Source organism: Phenylobacterium sp. (assembly GCF_965229015.1).
Lineage (GTDB): Bacteria > Pseudomonadota > Alphaproteobacteria > Caulobacterales > Caulobacteraceae > Phenylobacterium.
The window spans coordinates 2,092,453-2,104,561 of the sequence record NZ_CBDDIM010000001.1 but is presented as its reverse complement, the minus strand read 5'-3'; the positions used below and the strand labels follow the sequence as shown (position 1 = coordinate 2,104,561).

Sequence of the window (12,109 nt, the reverse complement as noted above, 5' to 3'; positions counted from 1 at the left end):
TGGCGGGAAGCCTAGCAGAGCGAGAGAACAAAACAAGAACTAAGGTTGCGTCTCGTCGTCGGCGGGCAGGCGGATCTGCACCAGCTTCCACTCGAACCAGCCGCGACGCTGGAAGGTGAAGACTGTCTCCCGCTCGGGCTTGCCCGGCGTGCGGACCACGAAGCGGGAGCGGTTGGGGCCCCAGTAGCGCAGGGAGGGCCAGGGCTCCTTGGCCGCGGCCATCAGCTGGTCGGGCAGGGCGGCCGGCGCCGGCGGCTCAGGCGGCGCCTTGCCGGGCTCGTAGCCGCGGGTCAGGGCGTGCAGGCCCTCGACGCTGACATAGCGCTCGACGGCGGGCGGCGGCGGAGTCAGGGGCTCGAGCGCCCGCTTCATGGCGCCGATGGGATCGGTCCAGATGGTGGGGGCCGGCGCCGTCGGCGCATTGGGGGTGGGGCCCAGCTGGGTCTTCAGGGTGGCGCGGACGGCGTTGTAATCCACCAGCTCGGCCAGACCCTGGACGTCGCCGTCGCGGGAGTCGGCCTTGAGCGCGCGAAAGGCGAACCAGGGCGCGGCCACGAAGGCCGCGGCGGCCCCCAGCAGCAGGACCAGGATCAGGTTGAAGATGGTCCGCCACATGGGCTTGAGCCTCGCTGAAGTCGCCCGATGATTAACATGCACGCGCGGGCTGGCGAGAGGTTCCTCCCAGGAGGCGAGCCCGACCGCCATTCCGGCGCTTGCGCGCATCGCCCAACGGCGCGAGGCTTGGGGATTGTTTGAACCATAAAAAGCCCAGGGAGGGCGCTATTTCATGTCGGCGAGCATCAACCCCAATGGAAATCTGAAGGGCAAGGTCGCCCTGGTCACCGGCGCCAGCCGCGGCATCGGCGAGGCCATCGCCGCCCGCCTGGCCATGGAGGGCGCCAAGGTCGTGGTCTCGGCCCGCACCGCCCAGGACGGCGAGAGCCGCCTGCCGGGCACCCTGATGGAGACCGTGGAACGCATCAAGAAGGCCGGCGGCGAAGCCACCTTCATCAAGGCCGACCTGGCCCAATCCATCGAGCGCGAGCGCCTGGTGGAGGAGACGGTGGCCACCTACGGCCCCATCGACATCCTGATCAACAACGCGGCCATCACCTATTTCACCCCGGTGGTCGACTTCACCGAGAAGCGCTTCAAGCTGATGATGGAGGTGCAGGTCTATGCGCCCTTCCACCTGTCGCAACTGGTCCTGCCCTCGATGATCGAGCGCAAGACCGGCCACATCGTCAACATCTCCTCGCCGGCCGGCATCCACCCGCAGAAGCCCTACCGCGGCGGCCGCGGCGGCACGGTCTACGGCCTGTGCAAGGCGGCCCTGGAGCGCTTCACCACGGGCCTCGCCTCCGAGGTCTATGACGACAACATCGCGGTCAACGTGGTGTCGCCGGGCCTGGTGGACACCCCTGGCGTGGCGGTGCACGGCCTGATCAACGAGGCCACCAAGGACCGCGTCCAGCCCATCGAGTACATCGCCGAGGCGGTCTACCAGCTGGCCAGCGGCGATCCCAAGACCATGACCGGCCGCGTCGACTACGCCGAGCCGCTGTTGAAGGAACTGAACCTCAAGCCGTCCGAACTGGTCTGAGCCGGTAAGGAAAGGTCTTCAGCCGTGAAGCCCATCGCCATGGTGACAGCGCGGGCCGAGACCCTGCCCCGCATCATCATCGACGCCTGCGCCGCCGCCGGTCGCCCGGTCGCGGGTCTGGTGCAGGTAGGCGATGAGGCCGATCGGCTGAAGACCCACCTGCCGGTGCTGGGCGGGCAGGAGCTGCTCAGTGATGCAGCCTTCCTGTCGGCGCACGACATCTTCGTGGCCATCGGCGACGGGCGCCGCAAAGCGCTCAGCGAGGCGGTGCTGGCGCGCGGCGGGACCGTGGCCACGGTGATCCACCCGGCGGCCACCGTCTCGGCCTCGGCGACCATTGGCGCAGGCACGGTGGTCTCGGCCGGGGTCGTCGTGCAGATGGACGCCCAGGTGGGCCGCTATTGCAGCCTCAACACCGCCTGCACGGTGGACCATGACAATGTCCTGGCCGACGGGGTCAATATCGCCCCCGGCGCCCACCTGGCCGGCGGGGTCCAGGTGGGGGAGGGCGCCTTCATCGGCATCGGGGCCACCATCAAGGGCTGGCTGCGGATCGGCGCGCGGGCGACGGTCGGGGCCGGCGCCGTGGTTCTGAAGGAAGTGCCCGACGGCGTGACCGTGGTGGGCAATCCGGCCAGGCCGATGGCGACCAAAACCTGACCTTGCCAACCCGCGCGACCACGCCTTTCATCCCCGGCCTTAGGGAGGGGGCGATGTAGCTCCTTCCGGGTGTCTTGGTGGCGGGTCTGATGGCTGGTGTGGCGCACGCGGAGAAACTGAGCCCTGAGCGGGTCTACGCGGCGCCGGACCTTTCGGGGCCGCGGGCCCGGGGGGTGACCCTGTCGCCGGACGGAGCGATGGTCACCTATCTGAAGGCCAAGGCCGACGACGCCCGGATGACCGATCTGTGGGCCGCCGACGTGGCCGGCGGCGAGCCGCGCCTGTTGCTGGACGCGCGCGACCTGATGCCTGAGGACCGCGAACTCTCCGAGGCCGAGAAGAGCCGCCGCGAGCGCCAGGGCGTCCAGACCCGGGGCGTGGTGGCCTATGACTGGGACGAGGAGGGCCGCTTCATCCTCGTGCCGGTGGAGGGCGATCTCTGGCTCTATACGGTGGCGGACGGGCAGGTCGCCCGCCTGACCCATTCGGCGACCGACGAGATCGACGCCAAGGTCTCGCCCAAGGGCGCCTTCGTCTCCTTCATCCGCGACGACAATCTGTTCGTCCTGCCCTCGCAGGGCGGCGCCGAGCGCGCCCTGACGACCGATGGGAGCGAACTCAGGTCCTGGGGCACGGCCGACTACATCGCCCAGGAGGAGATGGACCGCCAGACGGGTTACTGGTGGAGCCCTGACGAGACCCGCATCGCGCTCACCCATGTCGACCAGACCGGCGTGGACGTGGTGGAGCGCCTGGATATCGGCGCCACGGGCGCGGAGATCGTCAAGCAGCGCTATCCCCGGGTGGGCCGCCCCAACGCGGTGGTGGACCTCTACGTCGCCGACGTCGCGACGGGCGCGCGGGTGAGGATCGACCTGGGCGCCGAGACCGACATCTACCTGGCCCGCGTCGACTGGGCCAAGGACGGCAAGACCCTCTATGTCCAGCGCCAGAGCCGCGACCAGCGACGCCTGGACCTGCTGGCCGCCGATCCGGCCACCGGCGAGACCCGCGTCCTGCTCACCGAGACCAGCCCCCACTGGGTGGAGCTGACCTATGACTTCAAGCCGCTGACGGACGGCGGCTTCCTGTGGTCGTCGGAGCAGAGCGGTTGGCGCCACCTCCATCTGCACGGGCCCGACGGCAAGCGCGTGCGTCCGCTCACCTCGGGCGCCTGGCCGGTGGACGCGGTGGCGGGGGTCGACGAGGCGCGTGGGGTGGTGACCTTCACCGCCTTCAAGGACAGCCCCATCGAGCGGCGGCTCTACGAGGCGTCGCTCAGGACCCCCGGCGAACCCCACCCGCTCACCGCCGCCGGCGGCTGGTGGACGGTGAAGATGGCCAAGGCCGGCGGCGCCTTCGTGGGCGCCTACGAGGACCCGGCCACCCCGCCGCGCACCGGCCTCTATCGGGCCGACGGAACCCTGGTCCGCTGGATCGAGGCGAACGGGCTCGCCGAGGGCCATCCCTACGCCCCCTATGCCGCGCGCCTGCGCACCCCGACCTATGGGACGATCAAGGCCGAGGACGGCCAGGACCTCTGGTGGTCCCTGCGCACGCCCCCGGGTTTCGATCCGGCCAAGCGCTATCCGGTGATCGTCCAGGTCTATGGGGGGCCGGGCAGCGCCACGGTGCGGAGGATCTGGCAGAACCCCGCCGACCAGCTCTATCTGGAGGCCGGCTACATCCTGTTCTCCCTCGACAACCGCGGCACGCCCCATCGCTCCGTGGCCTTCAAGACCGCCATCGACCGGCGGCTGGGTCAGCTGGAGGTGGCCGACCAGATGGCGGGCGTCGGCTACCTCAAGTCGCTGCCCTATGTGGATCCGGCCCGCATCGGCGTCACCGGCTGGTCCTATGGCGGCTATATGAGCCTGCTGCTGATGACGGCGGAGAACAGCCCCTACGCCGCGACCGTGGCGGGCGCGCCGCCCACCGAGTGGACGCTCTACGACACCCACTATACCGAGCGCTACATGGGCACGCCGGCCACCGATCCGGCCAGCTACGCCGATTCCGACGTGCTGAACCGGGTGGGGCGGCTGAAGCCGGGGAGCCTGATGCTGATGCACGGCATGGCCGACGACAACGTCACCTTCGACAACTCCACCCGGCTGATGGCGGCGCTGCAGGCCCAGGGGACCCCCTTCGAGACCATGATGTATCCTGGCCTGCGCCACCGCGCCGGCTGGACCCAGGCCCACCTGCTGCACCGGACGCGCATGACGCTGGACTTCTTCGCGCGGAAGCTGACGCCGACAGCGGCGGAGTAGGGGGCGGATCAATCCCTATCCGCTCATCCCCACGAAAGCGGGGAGCCAGGCTTTTTTGGTTTTCTGAGGCTGTTGGAGCGCCAGGCTTTCAGGAGGGAGAAAACACCTGGGTCCCCGCTTTCGCGGGGATGAGCGGGGGTGGTCCTACTCCGGCGAACGCCGCTGCACCGGCCGATACCAGCAGAGCTGTTCGCTGGTCGCCAGGAGCTTGCCGTCGCGGCTCCAGTAGCTGGAGCGTTCGTCCGAGGCGCCGCCGGCGCCGACGCGGCCTTCGCATTCCACCAGGATGAAGTCGTCGCCCACCTGGGCCAGCTCCTCCTTGGTGGCGTGGAGATAGACCGTCAGGGACAGGGTGGTGTTGTTGATGGTGCGGCCCAGCGCGTACATGGCCCGCGGCGCGGAGTTGTCGGTGACCATGCCCAGCAGGGCCTTGTCCCACGGCGCGCGGCGCGAGCGGACCCAGACCAGGGACCGGGAATTGTCGCTCACCTGCGGCGGGAAGATATCCTGACCCCGGCGCTCGAAGGCCTGGGCGCCGTAGTGCATCGGAGCGTGGGTGTTCTCCGGCGCCGGCAGGCTCTCGGGGGAGGGCGCGTCGGGCATGGTGGCGAAGGCGAAGGCCGGGGTGTCGGGGCGCTTGGCCATGGTGACCATGCCGTGGACGCCCACCTGGTCCGAGCCCGCCGCCAGCAGTTCGACTTCCCAGACCCCGATCGACCCGCCCTGGCGCAGGCGCCGCGTGCGGATGTCCACCTGGCCCGAGGGCAGGGCGGCGGCGTAGGTGAGGGTCAGGGACAGGGCCTCGCCCACCGCCTCGGGCTCGGCCTCCAGCACCTTGATGAACAGGCCGATGGCGTAGCCGCCCCACAGCCCGCCGCCGGGGTTCTGCCATCCGGGACCGGCGAAGGTGGTCCAGCGGCCGGGCGCGACGGGGGTGAGCGATATGGAGTCGGACTGGGTCATGCCCGGTCTCTAACCCGACGCCGCCACGTCATGGAAGGCGCCTTGCCGCCGCTCCCGGGAGATGGCTAGCTGAGCCATTCATCCGGGGGTTCCTTCCATGCGCCGCACGCTCACCGCCATCGCCGCCCTGCTGGTCTTCGCCGCCGCCGGGCCGGCCCTGGCGCAGTCCTCGGACCTTGAGAAACGCTTCGACGCCCAGATCTCGCCGCCGGAGATGAGCGCCTGGATGAAGGACCTGGCCTCCCAGCCCAACCATGTGGGCTCGGCCCACGACAAGGCCAACGCCGAGGCCCTGCTGGCCAAGTACAGGTCCTGGGGCTGGGACGCCAAGATCGAGACCTTCTCCGTGCTCTATCCGACCCCCATCACCGTGGGCCTGGAGCTGATCTCCCCCACACCCTTCAAGGCCACGCTCACCGAGGCGCCGATCCCCGGCGACGAAAGCTCCAGCCGCACCGCCGACCAGCTGCCGGCCTATGTGGCCTTCCAGGGGGACGGGGACGTCACCGCGCCGCTGGTCTACGTCAACTACGGCATGCCCGCCGACTACGACGCCCTGGAGCGCATGGGGGTCTCGGTGAAGGGCAAGATCGTCATCGCCCGCTATGGCGCCGGCTGGCGGGGCCTGAAGCCCAAGCTGGCCCAGGACCACGGGGCCGTCGGGACCATCATCTATTCCGACCCGCGCGACGACGGCTATTCCACCGACGATGTCTATCCCAAGGGCGCGGCGCGGCCGGCCAATGGGTTCCAGCGCGGCTCGGTGGCCCAGATGCCGCTCTATCCCGGCGATCCCCTGACGCCCGGCGTCGGCGCCACGGAGAAGGCCAAGCGGTTGAAGCGTGAGAACGCGCCCTCCCTGCTGAAGATTCCGGTCCTGCCGATCTCCTATGGCGACGCCCAGCACTTCCTGGCGGCCCTGGACGGCAATGTGGTCCCCGCCGCCTGGCGCGGGTCCCTGCCCATCACCTACCACGTGGGCGGGTCGGACGCGGCCAAGGCCCATATCGTGGTGAAGTCCGACTGGAGCCAGAAGCCGATCTACAACGTGGTGGCCACCCTGAAGGGCTCCACCTGGCCCGATCAGTGGATCCTGCGCGGCAACCACCACGACGGCTGGGTGTTCGGCGCGTCCGACCCGCTCAGCGGCAATGTCGCCATGCTGGCCGAGGCCAAGGCCATCGGCGGCCTCGTGGCCCAGGGCTGGAAGCCCAAGCGGACGCTCGTCTATCTCAGCTGGGACGCCGAGGAGCCGCTGCTGCTGGGCTCCACCGAGTGGGTCGAGACCCACGCCGACGAACTGAAGGCCAAGGGCCTCATCTACATCAACAGCGACGGCAACGGCCGGGGTTTCCTGGACGTCGGCGGCAGCCACGCCTTCGAGCACCTGGTGACCCAGGTAGCCGACGACGTCACCGACCCGCAGACCGGCGTCAGCGTCGCCAAGCGGCTGCGGGCCTCCCTGCAGGTGGGGGCGAGCCAGACCGGCGCCAGCGAGGCCCTGAAGGCCCAGGCCAAGGTCGCCGCCGATCCCGCCAAGGACCTGCCCATCGACGCCCTGGGGTCCGGCTCGGACTATTCGGCCTTCCTGCAGCATGTGGGCCTGGCGTCGCTGAACATCGGCTATGGCGGGGAAGGCTCCAGCGGCGGGGTCTATCACTCGGCCTACGACACCTGGGAGCACCACAGCCGCTTCGTCGACCCGGGCTTCGCCTATGCCGGGGCGCTGGCCAAGACCGGCGGCCGCCTGGTCCTGCGCCTGGCCGACGCCGACCTGCCGCTGCAGCGCTATTCGAACTTCGCCGACACCGTGGCCACCTACCTCGACCAGGTGAAGAAGCTGGCCGACACCAAGCGGGAGACGGCCGACACGCAAGGCCGGCTGCTGGCCGCCGGCGCCTACAAACTGGCCGACGACCCCACCGAGACCCGCGGCGATCCCACTCCCCTGAAGGCCGTGCCCCACTTCAACTTCGCGCCCCTGGAGGACGCGGTGGACCACCTGAAGCGCAGCGCCAAGGCCTATGACTCGGCGCTCGCCGCCAAGGGCGCCGCCCTGTCGCCGGACGCCAAGGCGCGCCTGTCGAAACTAACCCAGGGGATCGAGCAGACCCTGACCCCTGAGGTCGGGCTGCCGGGACGGCCCTGGTACAAGAACCTGGTCTATGCGCCCGGGACCTTCACCGGCTACGGCGCCAAGACCCTGCCGGGCGTCCGCGAGGCCATCGAGGAAGAACGCTGGGCCGACGCCGACCAGTATTCGGCGCTCACCGCCCAGGCGCTGAACGACTACGCCGCCGAACTCGACAAGGCCGTGAAGCTGATCAACGGAGGCTAGAGCCTTCTAGGGTCGGATGGACTCATCTGACCCGTTCAAAAAGGCTCTAAATTCAAAAGAGTAGAGCGCGCCGGGCGGGTTAACCGGCTTCCACTTAACCCTGGCGCGCTCTAGCCGAAGCGCAGGGTCAGGGGGTTGGTCGCCTCGAAGGCCGGGCGCGCCCGCATGCGTTCCAGCCAGGCCGCGGCGTCGGGGGCGTGGCCGAGGGCCTCCTGGCCCTCCGGTGTGGTGGAGACCAGGTGCAGGTGGGGCGCCAGGAAGAGGTCGGCCAGGGTCAGCTGATCCCCGGCCAGGAAGGCCCGCCTTCCGACGGCGGCGTCGATCAGGCGAAACTGGTGGGCCAGGGGCTCGCGCATCGCCGCCAGGGCCGCGTCGTTGGGCGGGTCGCCCCGCCAGAAGGCGGCGGTGCGTTCCTTGATCAGGCCGTTCATCAGCGGGAAGACGTAACTGCTGACGATGCTGATCCAGCGCAGCATGTCGGTCTGGCCCTTGGTGTCGGTGGGCTGCAGGGCGGGGCCCGCGAAGGCGCGGTCGATATAGTGGGCGATGGCCAGGGTCTCGTAGACGAACACCTCGCCATGCTGCAGCACCGGCATCTTGCCGAAGGGGTGCAGCTTCAGGCGCTCCGGCGTGCCGGCCTCGGGAATGGGGACGATCTCGCAGTCGACGCCCTTCTCGGCCGCCGTCAGGGCGGCGGTCCAGCCATAGGGGCTCATGGCGATGGAGTGCAGGACCAGGGTGCTCATGGGCGTGACCCTGGCCATCGCCGGCGCGCGCCGCGTTGACCTGGGTCAACCGCCCGATTGTCGGGGCCGCCCCGTCCGCCTAAGGGTTCACGGGCACGCCGCGCGCAGGAACCCATGGCCTGGACCAAGACCTATGACGAAGCCGAGCCGCAGCGGGTCAACCGCTGGCTCGCCCAGAGCGGGGTGTGCTCCCGGCGCGAGGCCGAGGGGCTGATCGCCCAGGGCCTGGTGAGCATCGACGGCCAGACGGTGGAGGACGCCGGGCGCAAGATCGAGCCCGGTCAGACCCTGGTGCTGTCCGACGGGGCCCAGGCCAAGCTGGAATCCACCCTGACGGTGGTGATCCACAAGCCGGTGGGGATCGTCTCTGCCCATCCCGAGGCGGGGCAGATCGCGGCGGTGACCATGCTGACGGCGGGCGCCCTCTATGGCGAGAGCCCGGTGATCCCCACCCTGGAGAACCGCCTGGCCCCGGTGGGCCGGCTGGACATGGACTCGCGCGGCCTGCTGATCCTCTCGGAGGACGGGGTGGTGGCCAAGGCGGTCATCGGCCCGGAGTCGGACCTGGAGAAGGAATACCGGGTCAAGGTGACCGGCCAGATCACCGACAAGAAGATCGCCATGCTGCGCCACGGCCTGCAGCTGGACCGGCGGCAGTTGCGGCACGCCAAGGTCACCCTGATCGGCGACCAGCTGCTGCGCTTTGTCCTGAAGGAAGGCCGCAACCGCCAGATCCGGCGGATGTGCGAGCTGGTGGACCTGCACGTGGTCGACCTGTTCCGCGTGCGGATCGGCTCGCTGAAGATCGGCGACCTGCCCGAGGGCCGCTGGCGGGTGATCACCCCGCAGGAACGGACCGAGCTGATCAACCCGCCGGCGCACCCGGAGCGCTTGAGGACCGGCAAGCGATCCTCCTGACCGATCGCGCCTCACGCCGGTGCGGCCCTCCGGAGAGTCTTCGCAAAGGTTTCGAAGACCTGAATTGGCCGCGCCAAAGATTTCGCAGGCCTGAATTGATCGCGCCGTGAATCGCGACAGGCCGGGCCCGCGCCGTCGGGCGGGTCCATAAGTCAAAAACGCCGGTACGCCAAGCTGGGCCTCGGATTCCCGAGATCGCGGCTATCCAGGTCTCTGGATGCGACAGATCGTCCACATCCTGGTTCTCGGAAATTCTGTTTACGATTTCTCAAGACCCTCTTAGGCGGCCCGAAAGACTCAAGTGGTACAGATTCGGCAGAGCAAAAAAGCTCACGCCCATCAAAAATGATGGGTGAAACCTAGAATTGTGGGGTTTTGAGGATGCCGAATAGCGTCAACACGAACGTAGGTGCGATGATCGCCCTACAGAATCTCAATCAGACAAGTAGTGAGTTGATGGAGGTCCAGGCTCGCATCAACACCGGCAAGAAGATCGCCTCGGCCAAGGACAATGGCGCGGTCTGGGCCATCGCCCAGAACCAGCGCGCCACCTCGTCGTCCCTGAACGCGGTCCGGGATTCCCTTCAGCGGTCGCAGTCCACGGTCGATGTGGCCATCGCCGGCGGCGAGGCGGTCTCCGACCTCCTGCTGCAGATGAAGGAAAAGGCGCTCGCCGCCTCGGACTCCAGCCTCGACACCGCCTCCCGCACGGCGCTGAACGAGGACTTCATGGCCCTGCGCGACCAGGTCGCCAAGTCGGTCTCCAACGCAACCTTCAACGGTGTGAACATGATCAGTTCCGGGGGAACGACCGTCGCCGCCCTGGCCAATGACGACGGAACCTCGAAGATCACGGTCCTGGCCCAGGACCTGTCCCTCACCGGGATCGGCCTGTCGGCGACGGCCTCGGTGGGGACCCAGAGCCTGGCGGTGGCGATGGTGACCAACGTCGGCACGGCGATCAGCAATGTCTCGACGGCCCTGTCGAAGCTGGGCACGGGGTCCAAGGCGATCGCCTCGCACCTCACCTTCGTCGGCAAGCTGCAGGACTCCATCGACGCGGGCGTCGGCAACCTGGTGGACGCCGATCTCGCCAAGGAGAGCGCCAGGCTGACCTCGCTGCAGACCAAGCAGCAGCTGGGCGTGCAGGCCCTGTCGATCGCCAACACCTCGTCGGCGACGGTGCTCAGTCTCTTTCGCTAAACCGCAGGCCGGGCCGGGAGCCGCGCGGGCTCTCAAGGTCCCGGAATAGAGGCCGGGCCGCCCGTCACGGGCGGCCCGAGTCTTCGGCTCAGGCCGGTTGGGCCAGAGCCTTGTCGAGGTTCACCGCGACCTTGTCGATGAAGCCCTCGGTGGTCAGCCAGCCCTGGCTGTCGCCCACCAGCAGGGCCAGGTCCTTGGTCATGGAGCCGCTCTCGACGGTCTCGACGCAGACCCGCTCCAGCGTGCGGGCGAAGCGGTCCAGCTCGGGATTGCCGTCCAGCTTGGCGCGGTGCTCGAGGCCGCGCGTCCAGGCGAAGATCGAGGCGATGGAGTTGGTCGAGGTGCTCTCGCCGCGCTGGTGCTGGCGGTAGTGGCGGGTGACGGTGCCGTGGGCGGCCTCGGCCTCCATGGTCTTGCCGTCGGGGGTGACCAGCACCGAGGTCATCAGGCCGAGCGAGCCGAAGCCCTGGGCCACCTGGTCGGACTGCACGTCGCCGTCGTAGTTCTTGCAGGCCCAGATGAAGCCGCCGGACCACTTGAGGGCCGAGGCGACCATGTCGTCGATCAGGCGGTGCTCGTAGGTGATGCCGGCTTCCTTGAACTGCGCGGCGTACTCGGCGGCGAAGATCTCGGCGAAGATGTCCTTGAAGCGGCCGTCATAGCCCTTGAGGATCGTGTTCTTGGTGGAGAGATACAGCGGATAGGTGCGCTGCAGGGCGTAGGCGAAGGAGGCGTGGGCGAAGTCGCGGATCGACTCGTCGAGGTTGTACATGGCCATGGCCACGCCGCTGCCCGGATAGTCGAACACCTCGTGCTCGATGACCTGGCCGTCCTTGCCTTCCCACTTGATGGTCAGCTTGCCGGGGCCGGGGACCTTGAAGTCGGTGGCGCGGTACTGGTCGCCATAGGCGTGGCGGCCGATGATGATCGGCTGGGTCCAGCCGGGGATCAGGCGCGGTACGTTCTTGCAGATGATCGGTTCACGGAAGACGACGCCGCCGAGGATGTTGCGGATCGTGCCGTTGGGCGACTTCCACATCTTCTTCAGCTTGAACTCTTCGACCCGGGCCTCGTCGGGGGTGATGGTCGCGCACTTGATGCCGACGCCGTATTTCAGGATGGCCTCGGCAGATTCGACGGTGATCTTGTCGTCGGTGGCGTCGCGGCTCTCCATGCCCAGGTCGTAATAGGCCAGGTCGATATCGAGATAGGGCAGGATCAGCTTGTCCTTGATCCACTGCCAGATGATGCGGGTCATCTCATCGCCATCGATATCGACGACAGGATTGGCGACTTTGATCTTGGCCATGAGGGCGATGCGCTCCGGGGCGTAAAATTGGCTTTGGGGGCCGTATACTAGGCGTCGGCCTCCACGCAAAGGCCGCGGAGGCCCCGGGCGTGGATT

Annotated in this window: 10 protein-coding genes; 6 read left to right on the top strand and 4 right to left on the bottom strand. The window is 68.5% G+C overall.

Annotated elements, in window-relative coordinates; translation table 11 throughout:
- Nucleotides 1-39 precede the first annotated feature (39 nt).
- On the bottom strand, nucleotides 40-615 hold the full coding sequence (locus ACO06I_RS10600) for a DUF2939 domain-containing protein (protein WP_421932534.1): 576 nt from the start codon (nucleotides 613-615) through the stop codon (nucleotides 40-42).
- Nucleotides 616-787: 172 nt separating this feature from the next.
- Here ACO06I_RS10600 and ACO06I_RS10595 point away from each other — a divergent pair, with 172 nt between their 5' ends.
- The 3 genes from ACO06I_RS10595 to ACO06I_RS10585 all read left to right on the top strand — a co-directional run bounded on the left by ACO06I_RS10595 (nucleotide 788) and on the right by ACO06I_RS10585 (nucleotide 4,536).
- Nucleotides 788-1,603: an SDR family NAD(P)-dependent oxidoreductase gene (locus ACO06I_RS10595; RefSeq protein WP_421932533.1), complete on the top strand. Its 816-nt coding sequence runs from the start codon at nucleotides 788-790 to the stop codon at nucleotides 1,601-1,603.
- A 24-nt stretch (nucleotides 1,604-1,627) separates the two neighbouring features.
- A complete protein-coding gene (locus ACO06I_RS10590; RefSeq protein ID WP_421932532.1) occupies nucleotides 1,628-2,263 on the top strand; it encodes an acetyltransferase in 636 nt (211 codons plus the stop codon).
- A gap of 89 nt (nucleotides 2,264-2,352) precedes the next feature.
- The gene (locus tag ACO06I_RS10585; protein WP_421932531.1) at nucleotides 2,353-4,536 is read left to right on the top strand and encodes a S9 family peptidase; all 2,184 of its coding nucleotides are present in this window, start codon (nucleotides 2,353-2,355) and stop codon (nucleotides 4,534-4,536) included.
- 144 nt (nucleotides 4,537-4,680) lie between these two features.
- Here the strand turns inward: ACO06I_RS10585 and ACO06I_RS10580 are convergent, their stop codons facing one another.
- Entirely contained in the window at nucleotides 4,681-5,499 is an 819-nt protein-coding gene (locus ACO06I_RS10580) for a thioesterase family protein (RefSeq protein WP_421932530.1), read from the bottom strand.
- A 97-nt stretch (nucleotides 5,500-5,596) separates the two neighbouring features.
- On the opposite strand from ACO06I_RS10580, the gene ACO06I_RS10575 reads away from it, so the two are divergent.
- On the top strand, nucleotides 5,597-7,837 hold the full coding sequence (locus ACO06I_RS10575; RefSeq protein WP_421932529.1) for a transferrin receptor-like dimerization domain-containing protein: 2,241 nt from the start codon (nucleotides 5,597-5,599) through the stop codon (nucleotides 7,835-7,837).
- Between the two features lie 110 nt (nucleotides 7,838-7,947).
- On the opposite strand, the gene ACO06I_RS10570 is transcribed toward ACO06I_RS10575, so the two are convergent.
- Nucleotides 7,948-8,583 carry a glutathione S-transferase family protein gene (locus tag ACO06I_RS10570; protein ID WP_421932528.1) on the bottom strand — a complete coding sequence of 212 codons (636 nt, stop codon included), beginning with the start codon at nucleotides 8,581-8,583 and terminating at the stop codon, nucleotides 7,948-7,950.
- A 114-nt stretch (nucleotides 8,584-8,697) separates the two neighbouring features.
- Here ACO06I_RS10570 and ACO06I_RS10565 point away from each other — a divergent pair, with 114 nt between their 5' ends.
- Both ACO06I_RS10565 and ACO06I_RS10560 read left to right on the top strand, forming a co-directional pair.
- The gene (locus ACO06I_RS10565; RefSeq protein ID WP_421932527.1) at nucleotides 8,698-9,501 is read left to right on the top strand and encodes a pseudouridine synthase; all 804 of its coding nucleotides are present in this window, start codon (nucleotides 8,698-8,700) and stop codon (nucleotides 9,499-9,501) included.
- 381 nt (nucleotides 9,502-9,882) lie between these two features.
- On the top strand, nucleotides 9,883-10,704 hold the full coding sequence (locus ACO06I_RS10560) for a flagellin (RefSeq protein WP_421932526.1): 822 nt from the start codon (nucleotides 9,883-9,885) through the stop codon (nucleotides 10,702-10,704).
- Between the two features lie 88 nt (nucleotides 10,705-10,792).
- On the opposite strand, the gene ACO06I_RS10555 is transcribed toward ACO06I_RS10560, so the two are convergent.
- Nucleotides 10,793-12,013: an NADP-dependent isocitrate dehydrogenase gene (locus ACO06I_RS10555; RefSeq protein ID WP_421932525.1), complete on the bottom strand. Its 1,221-nt coding sequence runs from the start codon at nucleotides 12,011-12,013 to the stop codon at nucleotides 10,793-10,795.
- Between the last annotated feature and the right edge of the window lie 96 nt (nucleotides 12,014-12,109).

Coding starts and splice junctions, on each gene's coding strand:
- ACO06I_RS10600 (WP_421932534.1), bottom strand. CDS start 615: ATGTGGCGGACCATCTTCAACCTGATCCTGGTCCTGCTGCTGGGGGCC.
- ACO06I_RS10595 (WP_421932533.1), top strand. CDS start 788: ATGTCGGCGAGCATCAACCCCAATGGAAATCTGAAGGGCAAGGTCGCC.
- ACO06I_RS10585 (WP_421932531.1), top strand. CDS start 2,353: ATGGCTGGTGTGGCGCACGCGGAGAAACTGAGCCCTGAGCGGGTCTAC.
- ACO06I_RS10580 (WP_421932530.1), bottom strand. CDS start 5,499: ATGACCCAGTCCGACTCCATATCGCTCACCCCCGTCGCGCCCGGCCGC.
- ACO06I_RS10575 (WP_421932529.1), top strand. CDS start 5,597: ATGCGCCGCACGCTCACCGCCATCGCCGCCCTGCTGGTCTTCGCCGCC.
- ACO06I_RS10570 (WP_421932528.1), bottom strand. CDS start 8,583: ATGAGCACCCTGGTCCTGCACTCCATCGCCATGAGCCCCTATGGCTGG.
- ACO06I_RS10565 (WP_421932527.1), top strand. CDS start 8,698: ATGGCCTGGACCAAGACCTATGACGAAGCCGAGCCGCAGCGGGTCAAC.
- ACO06I_RS10560 (WP_421932526.1), top strand. CDS start 9,883: ATGCCGAATAGCGTCAACACGAACGTAGGTGCGATGATCGCCCTACAG.
- ACO06I_RS10555 (WP_421932525.1), bottom strand. CDS start 12,013: ATGGCCAAGATCAAAGTCGCCAATCCTGTCGTCGATATCGATGGCGAT.